This window comes from Pelomonas sp. CA6, from assembly GCF_022549225.1.
Lineage (GTDB): Bacteria > Pseudomonadota > Gammaproteobacteria > Burkholderiales > Burkholderiaceae_C > Roseateles.
The window spans coordinates 319,392-342,725 of sequence record NZ_JAKZFD010000001.1; the positions used below are offsets into that span (position 1 = coordinate 319,392).

The following is a 23,334-nucleotide window of genomic DNA, read 5'->3' on the forward strand; positions in this document are numbered from 1 at the left end:
GTCCGCAGCTACAACCCCAGACGGGCCGGATCGCCGCTGCCCTGGCGCACGAGCTGCGGCTCGTCGTCGGCGCTCATGTCAATCACGGTGGTGGGCTGGGCGGAGCAGGCGCCAGCGGCGACGATGGCGTCCAGCAGCTTGTCGTAGCGCGCCTGGATCTCGTCCACGTCGTTGAGCGGGTCCTGCTCGCCTGGCGGAATCAGGGTGGTGGCCAGCAGCGGCTGGCCCATCACCGCGAGCAGCTCCTGCGTCACCTTGTGGTCCGGCACGCGCAGGCCGATGGTGCGGCGCGACGGGTGCGAAACGCGCCGCGGCACTTCCTTGGTGGCCTGCAGGATGAAGGTGAAAGGGCCCGGCGTGCCCAGCTTGAGCATGCGGTACTGCCGGTTGTCCACGCGCGCGTAGTTGGCCAGCTCGCTGAGGTCGCGGCACAGCAGGGTCAGGTGGTGCCGGTCGTCCACGCCGCGCAGCTGGCGCAGCCGGTCCACCGCCGCCTTGTCGTCCAAGTGGCAGACCAGCGCATAGCTGGAATCGGTGGGGATGGCGGCGATGCCGCCACCGTGCAGCACCTGGGCCGCCTGCTTGAGCAGACGCTGCTGCGGGTTGTCGGGGTGAACGTCGTAGAGCAGGGCCATGGGGCGATTGTCGCGCGGCGCGGGCCGGTCCGGCTGGCGGCCCCCTTGACGTCAGTCAGGGCGTGGCAACGGCGGCAGGCCAGTGCACGCGCTCGGCCAGCGCCTGCCAGACCGGGCGCAGGCGGCCGGACAGCGCGTCCAGCCGGCCCAGGTCGCAGCGGCTTTCCTCGGGGCTGTGGAAGTCGGAACCGCGCGAGGCCAGCAGGTCGAATTCCAGCGCGGTCTCGGTGTAGCGGCGGATGTCGTCGGCGGTGTGGCTGCCGGTGACCACCTCGATGCCGCGGCCGCCATGGCCGATGAACTCGGTGATCAACGCGTATTCCTCGGTGGGCGTGAAGCCGTAGCGGCCCGGGTGGGCGATCACGGCGATGCCGCCCGCCGCGTGGATCCAGCGCAGCGCGTCGCCCAGGCTGGCCCAGCGGTGCTCCACATAGCCGGGCCGGCCCTCGGTCAGGTAGCGGCGGAAGACCTCGGGCACGTCGGTGCAATGTCCGGCCTCCACCAGAAAGCGCGCGAAATGGGTGCGCGAGATCAGCTCGGGGTTGCCCACGTACTTCAGCGCGCCTTCGAAGGCGCCGCGCACGCCGACGCGGGCCAGGTCCTCGGCCATCTCGCGGGCGCGCTGCTCGCGTCCGCCGCGGGTGCGCCGCAGGCCTTCGATCAGGCCGGCGTCGCGGTGGTCGAAGCCCAGGCCGACGATGTGCACCACGCGGCCGGCGAAGGTGACCGAGATTTCTACGCCCGTCAGATAGGGCAGGCCCAGTCGCGACGCGGCGTCCAGCGCGCGCTGCTGTCCGCCCACCTCGTCGTGGTCCGTCAGCGCCCACAGTTCGACGCCGTTGTCGCTGGCGCGCCGGGCCAGCGCCTCCGGGCTCAGCGTGCCGTCCGACTGGGTCGAGTGGCAGTGAAGGTCGGCGTTGGTGAGGGGGTGCAGGGTGGAGGTCACGCCGCCATTTTAGGAGCGGCCTTCAGTCCGCGCCGCTGCCGGTGCAGGGGCCCCTGCGCCTGTCCAGGAAATAGCGGCTGGGGCCGCTGCGGCTCTTCGCGACGCGCTTGGGCTCGGCCAGCGCGGTGGCCAGACTGCGCGCGCTCTCGAACTGGCCCGGCTCCACCGCGATCACGCCGCCGCTGAGCGTGGGCAGTGGGTTGAAGGACTCCTGGTTCTGCCGGTTCAGCGTCACATAGCCACCGGCGAGCAGGTGCTCGGCTTCGAAGAACGGGCGGATCTCGCGGTCGAAGGCATCGCAAACCAGCTGCAGTCGGCGCGCCCAGTCCGGCGAGCCCAGCGCCATCAGGAAGTCGTCGCCGCCGATGTGGCCCACGAAGTCCAGCTCCGGGTCGCAGGCCTGCAGCAGCACCTGGGCGGTGGTCTTGATGATGTCATCGCCGATGCGGTAGCCGTAGACGTCGTTGAAGGGCTTGAAATGATCGATGTCCCACATCGCGACCACGAAGGGGCGCTGCTCGTGCAGCAGCGCCTCCAGCTGGTGGTCGGTGGGCACGTTGCCGGGCAGCAGGGTGAGCGGGTTGGCGTAGCGCGCCGAGTGCACCTGCAGGTCGGACACCGCCTTGAGCAGGTCCGAGGTGCGGCCGGTGCCGTAGTACTCGCCGTCGCGGGTGACGATGAATCCGTCCACCATCAGCCGGTCGTCCAGGCTGGCGATGGCCTCGCTCATCTCGCGCAGCGGCGTGGCGGCATCGAAGATCAGTGGCTCTGCGTCCATCAGCGCGATGCAGCTGCGCTTCTCGTGGATGTCCATGAAGTAGCGCTCGGCACTGCGCTTGAGCACCTGGAGCGAGCGCAGGATGCCCAGCGGCCGGTTTTGCTCGTCCAGCACGGGCATGGAGTACAGCTGTTCGTCGCGCTTGAACATCTCCACGACCGCCTGGCAGCTCAGGCGCGGCGTCACCGTGTGGCTGCGCCGTGCGAGCTGGGCCGCGCTGGTGATGGCGTCGGGCGGCAGCGGCAGCCCGCCGGCGTGGCGGCGCCGACCTTCGGGCTGGATCAGCGCGTCGACCTCGGCGCGCAGCGAGGCGCGCGGTGCCGCGCTGGGCCGCGCGAGCAGATAGCCCTGGCAGACCGGCACGCCCAGGCGGCGCAGCACCGCGAGGTCGCTGACCTGCTCCAGCCCTTCGGCGATCACGGTGCAGCCGCTGCTGGCGGCCATCTCCAGGATAGAGCGCACGAACTGCTGCTTGAGCGGCTCCTGCGCGATGCCGTCGATGAAGTGGCGGTCGATCTTGACGTAGTCGGGCCGGATGTCCATCCAGCGCTTGAGACTGGCGAAGCCTTCGCCGAGGTCGTCCAGCGCCACCACGAAGCCCAGCGAGCGCAGCGCCTCCATGCTGCGGCGCAGCCGCTCGGGCTCCAGGATGGGGCGGGTCTCGGTGAGCTCGATGACGATGCGCGAGGCCGGCAGGTCCAGCGTGGCGAACTCGCGCTGGATCAGCTCGGTGCGGCCCAGCGCCGCCAGCAGGGTGTCGGCGGTGAGATTGAGGAAGAGCTGGCCGGGCAGGCCCAGCGCATGGAAGCGGCGCAGCGCGGTGCGCACGATCAGCCGTTCCAGCTCCACCAGCCGCCCCAGCTTGGCGGCGGTTTCGAACAGCACCAGCGGCGAGTGCAGCGGCGAGTCGGCCGGGCCGCGCGTCAGCGCCTCATAGCCGAGGATCTCGGCCCGGCCCATGTCGACCAGGGGCTGGAAATGGATGTCGAAGCAATCCAGCGTGAGCAGCCGATGGAATTCCAGCTGCAGCGGATCGACCGCGGGCAAGGGCGTGACGGAGGCAGTCAGGGGCATGGCGGCGGGGAAGGGCCGCCGGCAGTGTGACCGGCTCGCGTGTCAACGCGGTGACGGGCGTGTCAGACGTCTGCCTATCGCACAGGCAGGGCGCGCTCAGTCGTCCGCCGCCGCCTCGATGACCATCTGCACGCGCTGCTGGCCCTGGTACTCGTCCAGGCTGAGTCGGTAGGCCAGCGTGACCTCCTGAGGCAGAAGCTCGGTGCGGCCGAACCAGATCGCGTCGCGCAAGGCCTGACCCTGGCGCAGGCGCAGCTTGAGATGGCGCTCGCCGACCAGGCGCTGGTTGAGCACCTGCACGCGGTCGCAGAACAGCGGCGCCTCGAAGGCCTGGCCCCAGACCTGCGCGTCCAGCTCGCGCACGGTGTCGGCGTTGAAGGCCTCCGGCGGCAGCGGGCCATCGGTGCGCAGGCGGCGCGTCAGCGCCGATTCGTCCAGCCATTCCTCCGCCACCTGCGCGAAGGCGTGTGCGAAGGCCTCGTGCCCGTCGGGCGCCAGCGTGCAGCCGGCCGCCATCGCGTGGCCGCCGAACTTCTTCAGCAGCGTCGGATGGCGCTTGGAGACCAGGTCCAGCGCGTCGCGCAGATGAAAGCCGGGGATGGAGCGTCCCGACCCTTTCAGGTTGCCGTCCGCGCCGGTGGCGAAGACGAAGACGGGCCGGTGCAGCCGGTCCTTGATGCGCGACGCGACAATGCCGACCACCCCCTCGTGGAACTCGGGGTCGAACAGCGCCAGCGCGGCCGGCGGCGCGCCGGCCAGGCGCGGGTCGGCCATCAGCCGGTCCAGCAGCGCGAGCGCCTGTTCCTGCATGCCGGCCTCGATGTCGCGGCGTTCGCGATTGATCTGGTCCAGCCGGCGTGCCAGCGTCAGCGCGAGATCCGCGTCGTTCGTGCACAGGCATTCGATGCCCATGCCCATGTGCTCCAGGCGGCCCGCCGCGTTGACGCGCGGCCCCAGCGCGAAGCCGAGGTCGAAGCTGTTGGCGCGCCGCGCGTCGCGGCCCGCGGCGGTGAACAGCGCCGCCACGCCGGGCTGCATGCGGCCGGCGCGCATGCGCTTGAGCCCCTGCGCGACCAGGCGGCGGTTGTTGGCGTCCAGCTTGACGACGTCGGCCACGGTGCCCAGGGCCACCAGATCCAGAAGGCCGTCCAGGCGCGGCTGCGCCGCGCTCTCGGCAAAAGCGCCGCGGCGGCGCAGCTCGGCGCGCAGGGCCAGCAGCACGTAGAAGGCCACGCCGACGCCGGCGAGCGACTTGCTCTCGAAGCCGCAGCCGGGCTGGTTGGGGTTGACCAGCGCGTCGGCCTGCGGCACCACGGGCTGCCCCTGTTCGTCGACCGCGGGCAGGTGATGGTCGGTCACCAGCACCTTGAGGCCCAGCGCGCGCGCATGCGCGACGCCGGCCTGGCTGGCGATGCCGTTGTCCACCGTGACCAGCAGGTCGGGGCGGCGTTGCGGGTCGTGGCTCAGCGCCAGCTCGACGATGGCCGGCGTGAGGCCGTAGCCATGCACGGCGCGGTCGGGCACGACGTAGTCCAGCATGTCCGCGCGGGCGCCCAGCAGCGCCAGGCCGCGCAGCATCACCGCGCAGGCGGTGGCGCCGTCGCAGTCGTAGTCGGCGACCACGCACAGGCGCTGGCCGGCCTGCAGCGTATCGGCCAGCAGCGCGGCGGCCTGGGCCATGCCCTTCAGGCCCTCGGGCGGCAGCAGCCGGGCAAGGTCGGGATCCAGCTCGTCGGCGCTGCAGACGCCGCGCGCCGCATACAGCCGCGCCAGCAGCGGCGACAGGCCGGCTTGTTCCAGGGCCAGGACCTGCCGCGGCGGGACCTCGCGGACCAGCAATTGGGGCGCGCCGCTCATCACAAGGCCTCCAGTTCGGCCGCGGGCGCCTGGCCGGCGCCGCGCAGCGATTGCAGCCAGCGCTGCAGCAGGCCCAGCGGGCGGCTGTGCCAGCTGCGCGCCAGGCGCTCGCCGCACAGCGTGAGGCGCAGCGGCTCGCCGCGCTTCACGCGCGCCAGCGCGTCGCGCAGAGGGCCGGCGTCGAGCTCGCGCCAGGCCAGGGCCCAGGCGGCCAGGTCGCTGGCCAGCATGGGAGCACGCAGCCCCTCCAGCAGGGTCAGGTCTTGCGGCAGCGCACCGCCCACAGCGCGGCCGCAGCCGCTGATCCAGACCGAGTTCAGCAGCGGCAGTCGGCGCGCCTCGCGCGCGCGATTCAGCGCATGGCCGTGCAGCAGCATCTGTACCTCGTTCTGCAGCCGGCGCAGCAGGCGCGGCTCGGGCATCCAGGGATCGACGGCGCGGTGGATCACGCGTTCCAGGCTGGCGCAGGGCAGACCCTGCAACTGCTCATGCGCGACCATCCATTCGGTGGGCGACAGCCAGAGCCGCTGCCAGCCTTCGTCGGCCGGGAACAGCGGGGCCAGCGCCTCGAAGAAGGCGCGCGATTCGGCGTCGGACAGCGCCAGGCTGGCCGGGTCCAGCGCGGTGACCTGGTCGCTGCCCACGACCAGGTGCAGCGGGCTCAAGCGCGCCCAGGCCAGACCGCGGTCGTCGTGGCCGGCCTCGCGCAGCCGCCAGGCGGCCAGCGGCGCCGGGCCGTCGCGCTCCTCGCGCCAGCCGCGTGCCTGGGCCAGTGCGCGCTCGTGCGGGGCGATCGGGTCGTACTCGTCGCTGCCCAGGGGCTCGGGGTCGCGCTGCAGGCGCGCCAGCAGCGCGCCCAGATGCGGAAGCTCCAGCTCACGCAGGGCCCGCTCATGCTCCGGGCCCAGCGCGCTGGCATGGGGAATCAACAAATGCATGGCCGGATTATCCCGGCTGGCCCGCGCCGCCGCCCGGCGCGCTGTCACGGTGCCTTCACGGACTTGCCATGGACGGGACACCACGCGCGGCGATGCTGGGCGATATGTGCATTGCCGCAAGGCCCACGCCGGCGCCCCGCCGCCAAGGAGCAGCCATGAGCCTCGCCCCGCCCGCCCAAACCCAGCGTCCGCCGGAGTTCGCGCTGCCGCCGCTGGGGCCGGATCCGTCCGGGCCCGATGGCGACGATGAGGGATCGCTGCGGGTGCGCAGCGTGTGGATCTCCGATCTGCACCTGGGCACCCCGGGCTGCCAGGCGCAGGCGCTGCTGGACTTCCTGCGCGAGGTGCGCTGCGAGCACCTGTTCCTCGTCGGCGACATCGTCGATGGCTGGCAGCTGCGGCGCAGCTGGTACTGGCCGCAGGCCCACAACGATGTGGTGCAGAAGCTGCTGCGCAAGGCGCGCAAGGGCTGTCGCGTGATCTACATTCCCGGCAACCACGACGAGTTCGCGCGCAAGTACGTGCATCACAGCTTCGGTGGCGTGGAGGTGGCCGAGGACTGGATCCACGAGACCGCCGACGGCCGCAAGCTGTGGATCACGCACGGCGACCTGTTCGACGGTGTGATCCAGTGCGCCCGCTGGCTGGCCTATGTGGGCGACAGCCTGTACGAGTTCACGCTCAAGCTGAACCGCCATCTGAATTCGCTGCGCGCGCGGCTGGGACTGCCGTACTGGAGCCTGTCGCGCTATCTGAAGCTCAAGGTCAAGCGCGCGGTCTCCTATGTCAGTGACTTCGAGCAGGCGCTGGCCCGCGAGGCGCGCCGGCGCGGCGTGGACGGCGTGGTCTGCGGCCACATCCACCATGCGGAGCTGCGCGAGATCGACGGCATGCTCTACGCCAACGATGGTGACTGGGTCGAGAGCCTGACCGCGCTGGTCGAGCATGCCGATGGTCGGCTGGAGATTCTGGACTGGGGCGCGCGCCAGGCCGCCGCGCGCGGCCGGACCCGGGAGGCGCTGGCCGCCGCGATGCGCCCAGCGGCCTGAACCCCCGAGCGACCGCAGGACGTCGCCGCTCGTCCGACGTCACGGTCCCGTCACACGAGCTTCATAGAATGAGTTCATGAGTCAAGCCACCGTGCAGCTGCTCAACCGCGAGCAGGCCATCCTGGAATTCAACCGCCGGGTGCTGGCCCAGGCCCAACGCGCCGATGTGCCCTTGCTGGAGCGTCTGCGCTACATCTGCATCGTCTCGTCCAACCTGGACGAGTTTTTCGAGGTCCGCTTCGCCGACATGCTGGACGCGATGCGCGATAGCGCCTCGGGCGTGAACTCGCTGGACGTGGCCCGGGTCGGGCGCGCCGCGCACGAGCTGATCGACCAGCAGTACGCGATCTTCAACGAGCAGGTGATGCCCGCGCTGGGCCAGCAGGGCATCCAGATCCTCAACCACGCCGACCGCAACGAGGCGCAGCGGCGCTGGGTGGCGCGTTTCTTCGAGCGCGAGGTGCGGCCGCTGCTGGTGCCGGTGGGGCTGGACCCCGCCCATCCCTTCCCGCAGGTGGCGAACAAGTCGCTGCACTTCATCGCCCGGCTGACGGGCAAGGACGCGCTGGGGCGCGACAACCGCATCGCCATCGTCAAGGTGCCGCGCGTGCTGCCGCGCGTGATCAAGCTGCCGGCCCAGCTCAGCGAGGGCAAGCAGAGCTTCGTGCTGCTGACCAGCGTGATCCGCGCCCATCTGGAGGAGCTGTTCGCGGGGCGGCATGTGGAGGCCTTCTCGCAGTTCCGCGTCACGCGCGATTCAGACCTGGAGGTGGACGAGGAGGAGGTGGCGAACCTGCGCCACGCGTTGCGTTCGGGCCTGACCACGCGCCACTTCGGCCGCGCAGTGCGGCTGGAGGTGGTCAACACCTGCCCCGAGGAGTTGTCCAGCTTCTTGCTGGAGCAGTTCGAGCTGCCGGAGGCGGCGCTGTACCGCGTCAATGGCCCGGTCAATCTGGTGCGGCTCAACGAGCTGATCGACCAGACCGAGGCAGACGAGCTGCGCTTCGCGCCGCATGAGCCGGTATGGCCGCAGCGCCGGCTGTCGCGCGGCAAGTCCATCCTGGACAAGTTGCGCGACAAGGGCGATGTGCTGCTGCACCATCCCTTCGAGAGCTTCGAGCCGGTGGTGGAGTTCCTGCGCGAGGCGGTCGAGGACCCGGACGTGCTGGCGATCAAGCAGACCATCTACCGCACCGGCAGCAAGTCGGTGCTGGGTGACCTGCTGATCGAGGCGGCGCGCCGCGGCAAGGAGGTGCTAGCGGTCGTGGAGCTGAAAGCGCGCTTCGACGAGGAGGCCAACATCAACTGGGCCGAACGGCTGGAGGCCGTGGGTGCGCAGGTGGTGTATGGCATGGTGGGCCTGAAGACCCATGCCAAGCTGCTGCTGGTGACGCGGCGCGAGGGTGGGCGGCTGCGCCGCTATGGCCATCTGTCCACCGGCAACTACAACCCCAAGACGGCGCGGCTGTACACCGATCTGGGCTATCTGACGGCCGACCCCGAGCTGACCTCGGACATGGACACTACTTTCCGCCAGCTGGCGTCGATGTCCAAGTTCAAGGCGCCGCACAAGCTGCTGCTCGCGCCCTTCAACATGCATGCGCGCATGCTGGAGCTGCTGGCGCGCACCGAGCAGGCGGCACGCCAGGGCCATGTGGCGCGGGTGGTGATCAAGACCAACGCGCTGACCGACCTGGCGCTGATCGACGCGCTGATCCGCGCCGCGCAGGCCGGCGTGCGCATCGACCTGATCGTGCGCGGCGCCTGTATGCTGCCGCCGGGCCTGCCGGGCGTCACCGACAACATCCTGGTGCGCTCGGTGGTCGGGCGCTTCCTGGAGCACTCGCGGGTGTTCTACTTCCGCTGGGGCAAGGCGGAGTCCGACGAGGCGCTGTACCTGTCCAGCGCCGACTGGATGAGCCGCAACATGCTGCGCCGCATCGAGGTGGCGTGGCCGGTGCTGGACGCCAAGCTGCGCCAGCGCGTGATTGACGAGGCCTTGCAGCCCTATCTGCACGACAGCCTGGACGCCTGGCAACTGGGGCCGGACGGCCGCAGCCAGCGCGTCAGCGAAGACGGCATCAGCGCTCAGCAGGCCCTGATGCGGCACTTCCAGGTCTGAGCCTGGCGGCCGCCGGCACACTCGCCCTCCGGCGCGCAAGCACCGGGCTCAGTCCTGCAGATCGAGGGTGAGCAGTTCGAGCTTGGACCAGGCCGCCATTTCCTCGCGCAGCAGGTAGTGGGCGCGAGGATGGTTCTGCGTCCAGCCCCGCGGCATGCGCACCCTGATCTGGCGGCCACGTCGCTCCAGCCGCATCGCGCGTGCGTCCACGGCGCTGCGCGCATGGCACTTGATCACCGCCAGTCGCAGTGCCAGCAGCTGCCACAGCAGCGATTCGTCCTGCAGCTGCTCCTCCAGCTTGCGCAGTCCGCCGCGCTGGCCCAGCGCCAGGTCGCCCAGGCGGCGCAGCTGGCTTTGCGAGAAGCCGGGGGCGTCCACGTGGGCGAGCAGGTAAGCGCTGTGGCGGTGGTGGTCGTGGTGCGAGACCATCATGCCGATCTCGTGCAGCGCGGCGGCCCAGCCCAGCTCGCGCCGCAACTCGGGCGACGCGCGCGGAACGAGCTGGCGATGCAGCTGCAAGGCCACCTCCTGCACGCGCGCCGCCTGCTCTCGGTCCACGCCGAAACGCTGCTGCAGCTCGGCCGCCGAGAAGTCGCGCATGTCGTGCCCGTCGCGCACCTGCTGCGCCTCCAGTCGCTCGACCAGGTCGAAGATCACGCCCTGGCGCAGCGCGCCCTTGGCGGGCAGCAGCGCCTCGATCTCGAAATGCGTCAGCAGGGTGTAGAGGATGCACAGGCCGCCGGCAACGACGGCGCGGCGCTCTTCTTTGAGCCCCGGCAGCTGCAGCGCCTCCATGCGGCCCGCGGCCAGGCATTGCTCGATGCACCAGCGCAGTCCGTCCAGCGTGATGCGTCCGTCGGTGATGCCGCTGGCCGCCAGCAGCTGCGAGACCGCGCCGACGGTGCCGGAGGAGCCCAGCGCCTCCTGCCACACCGGGCGCGACAGATGGCGCGCGAACAGGGTCAGCGCCTCCTCGAGCTCGGCGCCGGCCGCCACCTGCGCGGCGCGGAAGGCCTCGGGCGTGAACAGCCCTTCGGGGAAGAAGCGCAGCGACAGGCTCACGCTGCCGATCTGGAAGGACTCCGCCTTCAGCGGCTGGCGCCCCTGGCCGAGGATCATTTCGGTGGAGCGTCCGCCGATGTCGATCACTAGGCGCGGCTCCTCGGCCGGCTGCAGCCGGGCCACGCCGGCATAGATCAAACGAGCTTCCTCGCGGCCGGAGATCACTTCGATGGGATGGCCGAGCACGGTCTGCGCGCGGGCCAGGAAGGCGTTGCGGTTGCGCGCCTCGCGCAGGGTCTGCGTCGCGACCGCGCGCACGCGGCTGCCGGGCATGCCTTGCAGCCGCGTGGCGAAGCGCTGCAGGCAGTCCAGCCCGCGCTGCATCGCCGCTTCGGTCAGCATGCTCTGCTCGTCGAGGCCGGCGCCCAGGCGTACCGTTTCCTTCAGATATTCGACGCGGCGATAGCTGCCGCGGTGCATGTGGGCGATCTCCAGGCGGAAGCTGTTCGAGCCCATGTCGATGGCGGCCAGGGCCTGCGGGGCGGGAGAGGAGGACGGCATGCTCATGGGCCCGCATTGTCGCGGTTCCGCAGGGCGCCTACGCGGCTTTGTGGCGCTTTGCATGCGCAATCCCCCTGGCTGCAGGAGCTCGTCGCTGTTCCTAGAATCGGCCGCGCGTTTGCGCAGACGACGACGGGGGCAGCGCGCCCGTCGAGCCGCGCGAAGACTTCACGGCATGGCCACACCCACAGGAGCTTGAGCATGGAACTACGCCAGGAACTCGACAGTCTGCTGCCCTCGCGCGGCTATGACCGGCGCGATTTCGTCCGCACCGCGGTGGGCAGCGGCTTTGCCGCCGCGGTGCTGCCGGTGGGCGCGCAGACCCTGCGCACCGACAGCGAGGGGCTGGAGGTGGGCGAGGTGATGATCCCGGTCGGCGACTTCCGGATGCCGGCCTACCGTGCCGCGCCCCGGGGCAAGAAGCACGCGCCGGTGGTGCTGGTGGTCAGCGAGATCTTCGGCGTGCATGAGCACATCGCCGATGTGGCGCGCCGCTTCGCGAAGGCCGGCTATTTCGCGATCGCGCCCGAGCTCTTCATTCGCCAGGGCGATGCCTCGTCCTATGGCGAGATCGGCAAGCTGATGGCCGAGGTGATCGCCAAGGTGCCCGACGCCCAGGTCATGGGCGACCTGGACGCCACCGTGGCCTGGGCGCGCGCCCAGGGCGCGGACGCGTCGCGCCTGGGCGTGACTGGCTTCTGCTGGGGCGGGCGCATCACCTGGCTCTACGCGGCCCACAACCCGGCGCTGAAAGCGGGCGTGGCCTGGTATGGGCGGCTGGAGGGCCAGGAGTCGCCACTGACGCCACGCCATCCGGTCCAGCTCGCGGATCGGCTGAAAGCGCCGGTGCTGGGGCTGTACGGAGGCCAGGACGCCGGCATCCCGGTGGGCAGCCTGGCGCGCATGCAGGAGGCGCTGGCACATGGCAGTGCGGCGGCGCGGGCCAGCGAGTTCGTGCTATACAAGAATGCGCCGCATGCCTTCCATGCCGACTACCGGCCCAGCTATCGCGCCGAGGAGGCGCGCGATGGTTGGTCGCGTTGCCTGGCCTGGTTCCGCGAACACGGGGTCTGAGCCGCCGCGGGCCCGCTGACGCGCCGCCTGAGGCCCAGGGAAGGCAAGGCCTGACCCCGGGGGCGGGGGCGGGGGCGCATCGCGCACCGACCCGCCGTCCCGTAAACACGGGAGGGCTTGACGAGTCTGAGAGAATCAAACGCAGACACAGTACATGGCGCGCCCTGGAGCGCGCCATTTTCGTCATGACCCTCACCTACATCCTGATCGCAACCCTGGCCGGCGGCCTCGCCTCGGTGCTGATTGCCGCGAGCCTGACGGTCTCCCTGCTGGGCCGGGTGGTCAAGAACCTGGTGAGCCTGTCCACCGGCGTGCTGCTGGCGACTGCCCTGCTGCACGTGCTGCCAGAGGCCTTTGAGAAAGAAGGGGCCGACCCGCACCGACTCTTCCTCACGCTGCTGGGCGGACTGATGTTCTTCTTCCTGCTGGAGAAGGCCGAGCTGTACCGGCACAGTCACCATCACGAGGACGACGGGCATCACCATCATCACCACTTCGACCGCGAGCAGGCCGGCCGCGGCGGCCTCGCGGTGCTGGTGGGAGACGGCATTCACAACTTCTGCGACGGCATCATCATCGCCGCGGCCTTCCTGGCCGATCACCATCTGGGCTGGGTCACCGCGATGGCCATCATCGCGCACGAGATTCCGCAGGAGGTGGGCGACTACATCGTGCTCATCAACGCCGGCTTCACGCGCACGCGCGCGCTGCTGTTCAACGCGCTGTCGGGGCTGGCGGCGGTGGCGGGGGGGCTGCTGGGCTACTTCCTGGTGGGGCCCTGGCAGGACCTGTTCCCTTATCTGCTGGTCGTGGCGTCCAGCAGCTTCGTGTATGTGGCCGTGGCCGACCTGATTCCGCAGCTGCAGCGCCGTCTGCCCTGGCGGGAGACGGCGGCGCAACTCTTGTGGCTGGCCATCGGCATTGGCACGGTGCTGCTGCTGGTGGGCAGCCAGCACGGCCACTGAGCGGATTCCTCGCGACCTGTCGCTTCGCGTCAGGCCATCGAGGGGGCTAGAAGGCCAGGGCGCGGCCCGGGGCCTTCTTGAGCGGGCGGGTCTTCAGCGGACGACCAACACCGGGATGGTGCTGTGCGTCAGCACCTTCTGGGTTTCGCTGCCCAGCAGCAGGGCCTGGAAGCCGCGGCGGCCGTGCGAGGCCATCACCACCAGGTCGGCCTGCACCCGGCCAGCATGTTCGATGATGGCTTCCCAGGCATGCAGCGCTTCCACGCTGTGCGCCTCGATCGGCACGCCGGCCGTCTTTGCGGCGGCGACCACCTGTTGCAGACGCTCGGTCGCGATGCGCTCCTGGGCGTCGAAGAATTCCTGCGGCGGCGTGGGCTGCATCTCGGACACGGCGCTGTAGGGGAAGGGCTCCTTGACGCTGATGGCGTAGACCGTGGCGCCATGGAGCTTGGCCAGCTGGACGGCCGTCTCGACGGCCTTTTGCGTGATGTCCGAACCGTCGGTCGGAACGATGATGCGCTTGAACATGGCGATCCTCCTGTGTAGACAAAGTGTCCGGCCTTCATGCTGCCGGCCTCTTGCGCCAAGTCAAGAGCAACGCCAGGCGCTGGCGGGGTCGCTGCCCTCGATCAGCCGCGCGCGACCGATCGTTCGGGGTCGGCCGACCATTCGCTCCACGAGCCGGGATAGAGCGCCGCGCCACTCAGGCCGGCATGGCGCATCGCGAGGAGGTTGTGACAGGCGGTGACGCCCGAGCCGCATTGGTGGACCACTTGTTCCGAGGCGTAAGGGGCGAGCAGCGGCAGAAACTCTGCCTTCAGCTGTTCGGCGGGTTTGAAGCGGCCGTCGGCCTGCAGGTTGTCCTTGAAGAAGCGGTTGCGCGCGCCGGGGATGTGGCCGGCCCTGGCGTCGAGCGGCTCGACATCGCCGCGGTAGCGCTCGGGCGCCCGCGCATCGACCAGGCGCAACCGCCCCAGCTGCTGCTGCAACGCCTCGGCGTCCAGCGTGCGCTCCAACGCGGCGCTGGCCTCGAAACTGCCCGGCGTGGGCCGTGAGGGCAGCTCGGCGCTGAGCGACAAGCCCGCCGCGCGCCAGGCGGGCAGGCCACCATCCAGCACGGCCACGGCCTCGTGGCCCAGCCAGCGCGCCAGCCACCACAGGCGCGCGGCATACATGCCCCCTTGTGCGTCATAGGCCACCAACTGGCGGCCGGCCGTCAGGCCCAGGCCGGCCAGCGTGGCGGCCAGGCGCTCGCGGTCGGGCAGGGGATGGCGGCCGCGGAAGACGCCTTGCGCATCGGTCTTGGCGCCGCTGAGATCCTCGTCCAGATGCAGATAGTGGGCGCCGGGCAGGTGGCCCTGCACATAGGCGCGTCGGCCAGCTTCGGTGTCGGCCAGGTCAAAGCTGCAGTCGATCAGCAGCGGCGCGGCGTTGCCGTTCAGCAGCGGCTGCAGCTCGGCGACGGACATCAGGGTGCGGTGGCTCATGTGTGACTCCGGGGTCAGGATTCCGAAGGGGGAGGGGTGGGCTCGGGCTTGCTCGCCGCGGCCGGCGCGCTGCGTGCGCGCAGCAGGCTGGCGGCGAGTCCAGCGCCGACGATCAGCAGGATACCGAGCAGCGCGCTCCAGCCCGGCCGGTCGCCGAACAGCAAAACGCCATAGCCGACCGAGAACGCGATGCCCAGGTATTGCAGCGACGCGTTGACCAGCGGCTTGCCGCGGCCGTAGGCGCGCGTCATCAGCAGCTGGGCCAGCGTCGCGAGCACTCCCACCGCGAGCAGCAGCAGTGCGCCCTTCAGGCTGTGGCCATGCCAGCCGCCCTGAGTGAGCAGGCTGATCGCGCCGCCGGCCAGCGCGCCGCCCAGCGAAAAGTAAAAGACGATGCGCATCTCCGGCTCGCCGGCCCGACCCAGCGCGGTCACCTGCAGGTAGGCCATCGCGGCCAGCATGCCGGAGGCGAGGCCGGCGAGCGCATGCCAGGCCTGGTCCTGCTGCATGGAGGGCCGCAGCACCAGCGCGACGCCCACAAAACCCAGCAGCACCGTGGCGACCAGGCGCGGGTCCACGCGCGCCGCACCCATCAGCACCGCGCCACCGATCAGGAACAGCGCCATCCAGACCGAGGACATGTAATTCAGCGTCATCGCCGTGGCCAGCGGCAACTGGCTGATCGCGTAGAACCAGAGCGACAGCGAGATGACGCCCGACAGGCTGCGCCAGAAATGCATGGCGGGCACCGTCGTGCGCAGGCTCACGCCCTGGTAGCGCGACAGCAGCGCAAGCATGCAGGTGCCCACCAGACCGCGATACATCACGATCTCGCTCGCGCCGTAATAGGCCGACGCAAGCTTGACGCAAACACCCATGGTGGCGAACAGCAGGCTCGCCAGCGCCATCAACAGCGGAGCAGACATGGGGTCGGATTGTCCATCGGCCAGGCGTTTCTGCCGGGCACAAGAAACAACGCCCCGCGAGGCGGGGCGTGATCGGGAGCGAGGGCTCCGAAGAGATCCAGCGGCAGGCTCAGTCGCGGATCTGCATCTTCGCGCGGTACCACTCGTGGAAGTGCTGCATGCCGTCTTCCATCGGGCTCTGGTAGGGGCCGACCTCGTTGTCGCCCCGCTGCATCAGCGCCTTGCGGCCTGCGTCCATGCGGATCGCGATCTCATCGTCCTCGATGCAGGTCTCCATGTAGGCGGCCTGCTGAGCCTCAACGAACTCGCGCTCGAAGGCGACGATTTCCTCGGGGTAGTAGAACTCGACGATGTTGGTGGTCTTTTGCACGCCGGTGGGGAACAACGTGGAGATCACCAGCACGTGCGGATACCACTCCACCATGATGTTGGGGTAGTAGGTGAGCCAGATCGCGCCCTGCGTCGGCGCCTGGCCGCCATCGAAGCGCAGCACCTGTTCATGCCACATCTTGTAGATGTCGGATCCCGGCTTGGACAGCGCCTTGTTGATGCCCACCGTCTGCACCGAGTGCTCGCGGCCGAACTCCCAGGCCAGGTCGTCGCAGGTGACGAACTGGCCCAGCCCCGGGTGGAAGGGGCCGACGTGGTAGTCCTCCAGATAGACCTCGATGAAGGTCTTCCAGTTGTAGTCGCACTCGTGGATGTGCACCTTGTCCAGCTGGTAGCCGCTGAAGTCCAGTGCCCCGCGCGGCCCCATGCCGGCAAGGTCGGCGGCGATGTCGCGGCCGTTGTCCTCAAACAGCAGGCCGTTCCATTCGCGCAGCTTGTAGCGGTTCAGGTTCAGGCAGGGATCCTGCGCAAAGTGCGGCGCGCCGATCAACTGGCCCTGCAGATCGTAGGTCCAGCGGTGCAGCGGGCAGACGATATTGCTCTTGGTGTTGCCCCGGCCCTTGAGCATCACCGCCTGGCGATGGCGGCAGATGTTGGAGATCAGCTCCAGACCCTTTGGCGTGCGCACCAGCGCGCGGCCCTCGCCCTCCTGGGGCAAGGCGTAGTAGTCGCCCACCTCCGGCACGGCCAGCGCGTGCCCGAGGTAGCGGGGACCGGGCTGAAAGATGAGTTCTTGCTCTTTGCGGAGCAGGTCCTCGTCGAAATAGGAAGAAACATGCAGCTGGGTGCGGCTGCGTTCAAGGGAACTGAGGGAGAGGCTCAGGTCGGACATGATCCAAAGGGTTCTCCAAGAAACCAATGTCAACCCCCCGGCGATCACATGGGGCTGGGCTCAAGCGGGCCGGGTTGCAGCGCGGAAGGGCCGCGCCAAAACACCGACAGCAGGCTGCTGCCGGCAAACGAGGGAAAGATTGTACCCGTGCCGACCATCGGGGGCTTGGCCCAGGTCAAATCCCGCCGGCTCGATCGTGCGCGTCGCGGAGGCTTGCGCAGTGTGGCGGCGATGGAACTCAAGCCGTCCCTTCATGGAGGGGCGTGCTTGGCCTGTCGAGGGGCTGCGTACAATCCACGTTTTCGCGTCAAAAAATGAGCAAAGCAACAGCCAGCGCCAAGCCCGCCGCCGCTGCGTCCGATACGGACCGTCCGGTTGCGGCCAGTTACGAGCAGGCCTTGGCCGAGTTGGAGCGTCTGGTGTCCGATATGGAAACCGGCCAGCTTCCCCTCGATCAGCTGCTGGCCAGCCACCGTCGAGGGGCCGAGCTGTTGAACTATTGCCGCACCCAACTGCAGGTCGTCGAACAACAAGTCCGCCTGGTGGAAGGAAATGACGTGAAGCCCTGGGAGGATTCTTAATTGGATGCAGGCGTGTTCGATCAATGGGTCAAGCGATCGCTGCAGGACGTCGAGTCGGCCCTCGAGGCCTGGGTGCCGGACGAGGCGCCCGCAGGGCTGGGCGAAGCGATGCGCTATGCGGTGCTGGGGGCGGGCAAGCGCCTGCGCCCCTTGCTGGTATTGGCGGCGGCCGAGGCAGTGGACGGATTGGGGCAGGCCGCCATGCGCGCGGCTTGCGCGGTGGAATTGATCCACGCCTATTCGCTGGTGCATGACGACATGCCATGCATGGACAACGATGTGCTGCGGCGCGGCAAGCCCACCCTGCACGTGCAGTACGGCGAGGCACAGGCCATGCTCGCCGGCGATGCGATGCAGGCGCTGGCCTTCGAAGTGCTCACGCCCGACGAGGGTGTGGATCCCGCGCTGCAGGCCCGGCTGTGCCGCCTGTTGGCGCGCGCATCGGGCTATGCCGGCATGGCTGGCGGCCAGGCCATCGACCTGGCCAGCATCGGCAAGCCGCTGACCGAAACCGAGCTGCGCGACATGCACCGGCGCAAGACCGGCGTGCTGCTGCAGGGCTCGGTGCTGATGGGGGCCGCCTGCGGGCGCGTTTCCGACAAGGCCTGGAACGCGCTGTCCGACTACGGCGCAGCGCTGGGCCTGGCCTTCCAGGTGGTGGATGACATTCTGGACGTGACCCAGGACTCCAGCGTGCTGGGCAAGACCGCCGGCAAGGATCAGGACTGCAACAAGCCGACCTATGTCAGCCTGCTGGGCCTGGAGGCCGCCGGCCGCTATGCCGACGAACTGCGGCTGGAAGCGCACCGCGCGCTGGCAGCCAGCGGTCTGGCGAACACCGCCTGGCTGGGCCTGCTGGCCGACAAGGTCGTGGACCGGCAGCACTGAAGACGTAAGGGTAGGGTTACAAGATGCTCAACAACTATCCCTTGCTGGCCAAGGTGGAGAGCCCGTCCGATCTGCGCAAGCTGCCGCGCCAGCAGCTCAAGCCGCTCGCCGACGAGCTGCGTGCCTATGTGCTGGACTGCGTTTCCAAGACCGGTGGCCACCTCGGCTCCAACCTGGGCACGGTGGAGCTGACCGTTGCGCTGCACTATGTGTTCAACACCCCCGAGGACCGGCTGGTGTGGGATGTGGGGCACCAGACTTATCCGCACAAAGTGCTGACCGGGCGGCGTGATCGCATGCTGTCGCTGCGCCAGCGGGGCGGCATCAGCGGTTTCCCCCGTCGCGACGAGAGCGAGTACGACACCTTCGGCACCGGCCATTCGTCCACCTCCATCTCGGCAGCGCATGGCATGGCGATGGCCGCCAAGCTCAAGGGCGAGTCGCGCAAGGCCGTGGCCATCATCGGCGACGGCGCGATGACCGCGGGCATGGCCTTCGAGGCGCTCAACAACGCCGGTATTCCGCACGGCGGGTTGATGGGCGACCTGCTGGTCATCCTGAACGACAACGACATGTCGATCAGCCCGCCGGTGGGCGCGCTGAACAAATACCTGGCCCGTCTGATGAGCGGGAACTTCTACACGGCGGCCCGCGAGGGCGCGAAGAGCGTGCTGAAGAACACGCCGCTGTACGAGTTCGCGCGCCGCTTCGAGGAGCACACCAAGGGCATGGTCGGCCCGGGCACCATCTTCGAGGAGTTCGGCTTCAACTACGTCGGGCCGGTGGACGGTCATGACCTGGAGTCGCTGATCCCGCTGCTGGAGAACCTGCGCAGCCGTCCGGGCCCGCAATTCCTGCATGTGGTCACGAAGAAGGGCCAGGGCTACAAGCTGGCCGAAGCTGATCCGGTCAAGTACCACGCCGCCTCTGGCAAGTTCGATCCCGCCGTGGGTTTCGTGAAGGCCGCGACGCCGCCCAAGCCCACCTTCACCCAGGTGTTCGGCGAATGGCTGTGCGACATGGCCGAGCAGGATGCCAAGCTGGTGGGCATCACACCGGCGATGCGCGAGGGCTCGGGCATGGTGGAGTTCCACCAGCGCTTCCCCACCCGCTATTACGACGTGGGCATCGCCGAGCAGCATTCGGTGACCTTTGCCGCCGGGCTGGCCTGCGAAGGGCTGAAGCCGGTAGTGGCGATCTACTCCACCTTTCTGCAGCGCGCCTACGACCAGATGATCCACGACGTGGCGCTGCAGAACCTGCCGGTGCTGTTCGCGCTCGACCGGGCCGGTCTGGTGGGCGCGGACGGCGCCACCCACGCAGGCAACTACGACATTGCGTTCACGCGCTGCATTCCCAACATGGCGGTGCTGACGCCGGCCGACGAGGCCGAATGCCGCACGGCGTTGACCACCGGCTACCAGCACACCGGCCCGGCGACGGTGCGTTATCCGCGCGGCGCCGGCGTCGGTGCCGAGATGACCAAGCCGCTGACCGCCTGGCCCTGGGGCAAGGGCGAGATGCGTCGCCATTCGGCGCGGCCCCAGACCCATGGCCGCGGCACGCCGCGCATCGCCGTGTTGGCCTTCGGGCCGCTGCTCTACCCGGCACTGAAGGCGGCCGAGGCGCTGGATGCCAGCGTGGCCAACATGCGCTTCGTGAAGCCGCTGGATCTGGAACTGGTGGTCGAACTGGCGCGCACGCACGACGCCTTGGTGACCGTTGAGGACAGCTGCATCATGGGCGGCGCCGGCAGCGCGGTGACCGAGGCATTGTCCGCGCAAGGCTTGACCCTGCCAGTGCTGCAGCTCGGTCTTCCGGACGAGTACGTCGAGCATGGCGACCCGGTCAAGCTGATGAGCTTGTGCGGACTGGATGCAGCCGGCATCGAGAAATCCATCCGCGAACGCTTCCTGTCCGCGCCCCTGCTGCGCTCGGTCGCGAACGAGTAACGAGTAAGGCAAGTCCTTGCCTGGGCAAGGTTGGCCACAAGCTGTCATTCTGATGCCCGCTTCCACCCTTGAACCGCAGTCCCGGCCCGTGGCCGCAGGCTTCCAGTCCCGATGAACCAAGTCACCAGCGCCCTGCATATTCCCGACACCCAGAGCGAACGCGATGAGCGTCACCTGGTGATTCAACGCGTCGGGGTGAAAGATGTGCGCTATCCGCTGCAGCTGAAAGTGGGGCGCGAGTCCCAAGGCACGGTGGGTCAGTGGACGCTGGATGTGCTCTTGCCGGCCGAGAAGAAGGGCACGCACATGTCACGCTTCGTGGCCTGGCTGGACGCGCTGAGCGAGCCGCTGGATGCCGCCGGGCTGCACGCGCTGCACCACCAGATGCTGGGCAAGCTGGAGGCCCAGGAGGGGCGCATCGAGGTCGCGTTCGCGTTCTTCCTGCGCAAGAGGGCGCCGGTGTCGGGCATCTCCAGCCTGCTGGACTACCAGGGCCGGCTGATCTCGGAAACACGCTCGGGCCAGACGCGCGTGTGGGCCGAGGTGGCCGTGCCGGTCAAGAGCCTGTGCCCCTGCTCCAAGGAGATATCGGACTATGGCGCGCACAACCAGCGCTCCTTGGTGACGATACGCGCCGAACTGAAGGACTTCTCGCTGGGCTGGCAGGAACTGGTGCGCTTCGCCGAGGAAAGCGCGTCCAGCGAGATCTGGCCGCTGCTCAAGCGCACCGACGAAAAGTGGATCACCGAGCACGCCTACGAGAACCCGAAGTTCGTCGAGGACCTGGTGCGCGACGTGGCGCTGCGCCTGAACGCGGAGCCGCGCGTCGGCGCCTATGCGGTGGACGTCGAGAACTTCGAGTCCATCCACAACCACAGCGCCTACGCGCGCATCGAGCGCGCCTGAGCCAGCCGCCCCGCGGCCTCGTCCAGCACCGCCTTGACCGCCGCGACGAAGGGCTCGGCCAGCGGCTGCAGCGGGCGATGCAGCGGGCGCAGCAGCTGCACCCGGTAGGGCACGGACACCTCGATGGGACGCCAGTGCAGGCCCTCACCGGCGCAGACCAGCGCGGTCAGCGGGTTGACCAACCCCAGGCCCAGACCCTGCTGCACGAGGGCGCAGACCGCGATCGCGCTGTGCGTTTCGGTGCGCAGCAGTCGCTGCACGCCGGCCTCGGCGAACAGGCGGTCGAACTGGTGCCGGTAGGGATCGTCCGGCGCCAGGCTGACGAAGGGCTCTCCTGCGAAATCCTGCAGGCGCAGCATGCGCCGCTGCAGCAAGCGGTGGCCCGCGGGCAGCACGCAGACCTCATCCAGCAGTGCCAGGGTCTCGCCGTGCGTGCCGCCCACGGCGGCGGCGGTTTCGCTCAAACCCAGGTCAAAGCGCTGCGCGGCCATCCAGGCTTCCAGCAGCGGTGATTCCTGGGGTGTGAGGCTCAATGCGGCCTGCGCATGGGCCGCGCGCCAGCGCGCACCGGCCGCCGGCAGCAGGGCATGGGTCAGCGCAGGCAAGGCCAGCACCGCCAGGCCCTGGTCCTCCGCCCGGCCCAGCGCCTGCGCGCGCGCGATCACGGCGTCCAGCCCCTGATACGCGCGCTGCACCTCGTCGAACAGGCTCAGCGCACGGGCCGTGGGGCGCAGCCGGCCGGCCTGGCGTTCGAACAGCGCGTAGCCCAGCAGCTGCTCCATGCGCGCCAGCTCGCGGCTGACCGTGGGCTGCGAGCTGTGTAGCAGCGCGGCAGCCCCGGTGACGCTGCCGGCCGTCATCACGGCGCGGAACACCTCGATGTGGCGATGGCTCAGGCTCATGACATATCAAATGTGAATTGATGGCAGACAACAAAGCAATTGATTGAATGATAGGCGCCGGGCATGCTGGGGTCTTGTCCACCTTCGCCGCACCGACCATGCCGCAGCCGCTCACTCCCGCCCGACAGGCTCTTTACGCACAACTCGTGGCGCGCCATGGCAGCCCGCTGTGGGTCTATGACGCCGCGGTGATCCGCGCACGCATCGCGGCGCTGAAGTCCTTCGACACGCTGCGTTTCGCGCAGAAGGCCTGCTCCAACACCCACATCCTGCGCCTGATGCGCGAGCAAGGCGTCAAGGTAGACGCGGTCTCGCGCGGCGAAGTGCTGCGCGCGCTTGGCGCCGGTTTCAGTGTGGGGCAGGGCGACGCGGCGCTGCATTCCGAGATTGTCTTCACCGCGGATCTGCTGGACCGCGAGACGCTGAAGACGGTGGTTGAGCTGAAGGTGCCGGTCAATGCCGGGTCGACGGACATGCTGGAGCAACTGGGTGAGCTGTCGCCAGGGCATCCGGTGTGGCTGCGCCTGAACCCCGGCTTCGGCCATGGCCACAGCAACAAGACCAACACCGGCGGCGAGCACAGCAAGCACGGCATCTGGCATGCGCAGCTGCCGCAGGCCCTGGAGGTGGTGCGCCGCCGCGGACTGCGCCTGATCGGGCTGCACATGCACATCGGCTCCGGCGTGGACTATGGCCATCTGCAGCAGGTCTGCGGCGCGATGGTGGGCCTGGTGCGCCAGGTGCGGGCGGCCGGCATGGACCTGCAGGCGATCAGCGCGGGCGGCGGGCTGTCCATTCCCTATCGCGACGGTGAGGCGCCCATCGATACCGCGCATTACTTCAGCCTCTGGGACGCGGCGCGCCGTGAGGCCGAGGACCTGCTGGGCCACGCGCTGACGCTGGAACTGGAGCCGGGGCGCTACCTGGTGGCCGAGTCTGGCTGTCTGCTGGCCGAGGTGCGGGCCGTCAAATCCCAAGGCAGCCAGCGTTTCACGCTGGTGGACGCGGGCTTCAACGAGCTGATGCGCCCGGCCATGTATGGCAGCTTCCACGCGATGAGCCTGATCCCGGCGGACGGGCAGCCGCGCGTCGCAGAGCCCACCGTGGTGGCTGGCCCTTTGTGCGAGTCGGGCGATGTGTTCACGCAAGGCGATGGCGGCGTGGTGCTGACGCGCGAACTGCCGCAGGCACGGGTCGGCGACCTGCTGGTGATCCATGACACCGGGGCCTATGGCGCATCCATGTCCAGCAACTACAACAGCCGCCCGCTCGCGGCCGAGGTGCTGATCGACGGGGACGCCCCCGCGGCCGCCCGCCTGATCCGCCGCCGCCAGACGGTGGAGGAGTTGCTAGCGCTGGAGCAGTGTTGAACCGACAGGTTCCGCTATCGCACAATTTTTAAGCGATAGCGACACTCAATAGCCTGGCCCAATGACCCCGATTCGATAAATCAAAACTAAGGGCGGCGG

Annotated in this window: 20 protein-coding genes; 9 read left to right on the plus strand and 11 right to left on the minus strand. The window is 69.2% G+C overall.

All coding sequences use genetic code 11. From position 1 onward, the window contains the following. Positions 1-8: 8 nt before the first annotated feature. From LZ017_RS01480 to LZ017_RS01500, 5 genes are all read right to left on the minus strand, one after another. Positions 9-635 carry an L-threonylcarbamoyladenylate synthase gene (locus tag LZ017_RS01480; RefSeq protein WP_241298286.1) on the minus strand — a complete coding sequence of 209 codons (627 nt, stop codon included), beginning with the start codon at positions 633-635 and terminating at the stop codon, positions 9-11. A 55-nt stretch (positions 636-690) separates the two neighbouring features. Next, a complete protein-coding gene (locus LZ017_RS01485) occupies positions 691-1,581 on the minus strand; it encodes a 3',5'-nucleoside bisphosphate phosphatase (protein WP_241298287.1) in 891 nt (296 codons plus the stop codon). Positions 1,582-1,603: 22 nt separating this feature from the next. Then, the gene (locus tag LZ017_RS01490; RefSeq protein ID WP_241298288.1) at positions 1,604-3,433 is read right to left on the minus strand and encodes a bifunctional diguanylate cyclase/phosphodiesterase; all 1,830 of its coding nucleotides are present in this window, start codon (positions 3,431-3,433) and stop codon (positions 1,604-1,606) included. Positions 3,434-3,529: 96 nt separating this feature from the next. Next, entirely contained in the window at positions 3,530-5,290 is a 1,761-nt protein-coding gene (recJ, locus tag LZ017_RS01495; protein WP_241298289.1) for a single-stranded-DNA-specific exonuclease RecJ, read from the minus strand. Further along, positions 5,290-6,228 (minus strand): hypothetical protein, encoded by a 939-nt coding sequence (locus tag LZ017_RS01500; protein ID WP_241298290.1) that lies wholly within the window; start codon positions 6,226-6,228, stop codon positions 5,290-5,292. Before LZ017_RS01500 ends, recJ begins: the two co-directional genes overlap by 1 nt. A gap of 104 nt (positions 6,229-6,332) precedes the next feature. Between LZ017_RS01500 and LZ017_RS01505 the strand changes: the two genes are divergently transcribed. Both LZ017_RS01505 and ppk1 read left to right on the plus strand, forming a co-directional pair. Further along, the gene (locus LZ017_RS01505; RefSeq protein WP_374109868.1) at positions 6,333-7,277 is read left to right on the plus strand and encodes a UDP-2,3-diacylglucosamine diphosphatase; all 945 of its coding nucleotides are present in this window, start codon (positions 6,333-6,335) and stop codon (positions 7,275-7,277) included. 76 nt (positions 7,278-7,353) lie between these two features. Continuing rightward, a complete protein-coding gene (gene ppk1, locus LZ017_RS01510) occupies positions 7,354-9,399 on the plus strand; it encodes a polyphosphate kinase 1 (protein WP_241298292.1) in 2,046 nt (681 codons plus the stop codon). Between the two features lie 48 nt (positions 9,400-9,447). Here the strand turns inward: ppk1 and LZ017_RS01515 are convergent, their stop codons facing one another. Further along, positions 9,448-10,962 carry a Ppx/GppA family phosphatase gene (locus LZ017_RS01515; protein WP_241298686.1) on the minus strand — a complete coding sequence of 505 codons (1,515 nt, stop codon included), beginning with the start codon at positions 10,960-10,962 and terminating at the stop codon, positions 9,448-9,450. A 201-nt stretch (positions 10,963-11,163) separates the two neighbouring features. Between LZ017_RS01515 and LZ017_RS01520 the strand changes: the two genes are divergently transcribed. Both LZ017_RS01520 and LZ017_RS01525 read left to right on the plus strand, forming a co-directional pair. Next, the gene (locus LZ017_RS01520) at positions 11,164-12,036 is read left to right on the plus strand and encodes a dienelactone hydrolase family protein (RefSeq protein ID WP_241298293.1); all 873 of its coding nucleotides are present in this window, start codon (positions 11,164-11,166) and stop codon (positions 12,034-12,036) included. Between the two features lie 185 nt (positions 12,037-12,221). Then, positions 12,222-13,001, plus strand: coding sequence for a ZIP family metal transporter (locus LZ017_RS01525; protein WP_241298294.1), 780 nt, complete (start codon positions 12,222-12,224; stop codon positions 12,999-13,001). A 93-nt stretch (positions 13,002-13,094) separates the two neighbouring features. Here LZ017_RS01525 and LZ017_RS01530 read toward each other — a convergent pair whose 3' ends face one another. The 4 genes from LZ017_RS01530 to LZ017_RS01545 form a co-directional block, all read right to left on the minus strand. Continuing rightward, positions 13,095-13,529, minus strand: coding sequence for a universal stress protein (locus tag LZ017_RS01530; protein WP_241298295.1), 435 nt, complete (start codon positions 13,527-13,529; stop codon positions 13,095-13,097). 101 nt (positions 13,530-13,630) lie between these two features. Further along, positions 13,631-14,488, minus strand: coding sequence for a sulfurtransferase (locus LZ017_RS01535; protein WP_374109859.1), 858 nt, complete (start codon positions 14,486-14,488; stop codon positions 13,631-13,633). Between the two features lie 14 nt (positions 14,489-14,502). After that, complete coding sequence (locus LZ017_RS01540; protein WP_241298296.1) at positions 14,503-15,414, minus strand: DMT family transporter; 912 nt, start codon at positions 15,412-15,414, stop codon at positions 14,503-14,505. Between the two features lie 109 nt (positions 15,415-15,523). Beyond that, complete coding sequence (locus tag LZ017_RS01545; RefSeq protein WP_241298297.1) at positions 15,524-16,636, minus strand: aromatic ring-hydroxylating dioxygenase subunit alpha; 1,113 nt, start codon at positions 16,634-16,636, stop codon at positions 15,524-15,526. A gap of 314 nt (positions 16,637-16,950) precedes the next feature. On the opposite strand from LZ017_RS01545, the gene LZ017_RS01550 reads away from it, so the two are divergent. The 4 genes from LZ017_RS01550 (at position 16,951) to folE2 (ending at position 20,963) form a co-directional block, all read left to right on the plus strand. Continuing rightward, complete coding sequence (locus LZ017_RS01550) at positions 16,951-17,217, plus strand: exodeoxyribonuclease VII small subunit (RefSeq protein WP_241298298.1); 267 nt, start codon at positions 16,951-16,953, stop codon at positions 17,215-17,217. Positions 17,218-17,229: 12 nt separating this feature from the next. Further along, a complete protein-coding gene (locus LZ017_RS01555) occupies positions 17,230-18,105 on the plus strand; it encodes a polyprenyl synthetase family protein (RefSeq protein ID WP_241298299.1) in 876 nt (291 codons plus the stop codon). A gap of 23 nt (positions 18,106-18,128) precedes the next feature. Continuing rightward, positions 18,129-20,057, plus strand: coding sequence for a 1-deoxy-D-xylulose-5-phosphate synthase (gene dxs, locus LZ017_RS01560; protein WP_241298300.1), 1,929 nt, complete (start codon positions 18,129-18,131; stop codon positions 20,055-20,057). A gap of 111 nt (positions 20,058-20,168) precedes the next feature. Next, positions 20,169-20,963, plus strand: a complete 795-nt coding sequence (gene folE2, locus LZ017_RS01565; RefSeq protein WP_241298301.1) for a GTP cyclohydrolase FolE2 — start codon at positions 20,169-20,171, stop codon at positions 20,961-20,963. On the opposite strand, the gene LZ017_RS01570 is transcribed toward folE2, so the two are convergent. Beyond that, positions 20,939-21,865 carry a LysR family transcriptional regulator gene (locus LZ017_RS01570; RefSeq protein ID WP_241298302.1) on the minus strand — a complete coding sequence of 309 codons (927 nt, stop codon included), beginning with the start codon at positions 21,863-21,865 and terminating at the stop codon, positions 20,939-20,941. The genes folE2 and LZ017_RS01570 overlap by 25 nt on opposite strands. Before the next feature lie 98 nt (positions 21,866-21,963). Between LZ017_RS01570 and lysA the strand changes: the two genes are divergently transcribed. Further along, complete coding sequence (lysA, locus tag LZ017_RS01575; protein WP_241298688.1) at positions 21,964-23,235, plus strand: diaminopimelate decarboxylase; 1,272 nt, start codon at positions 21,964-21,966, stop codon at positions 23,233-23,235. The last annotated feature ends 99 nt before the right edge of the window (positions 23,236-23,334 follow it).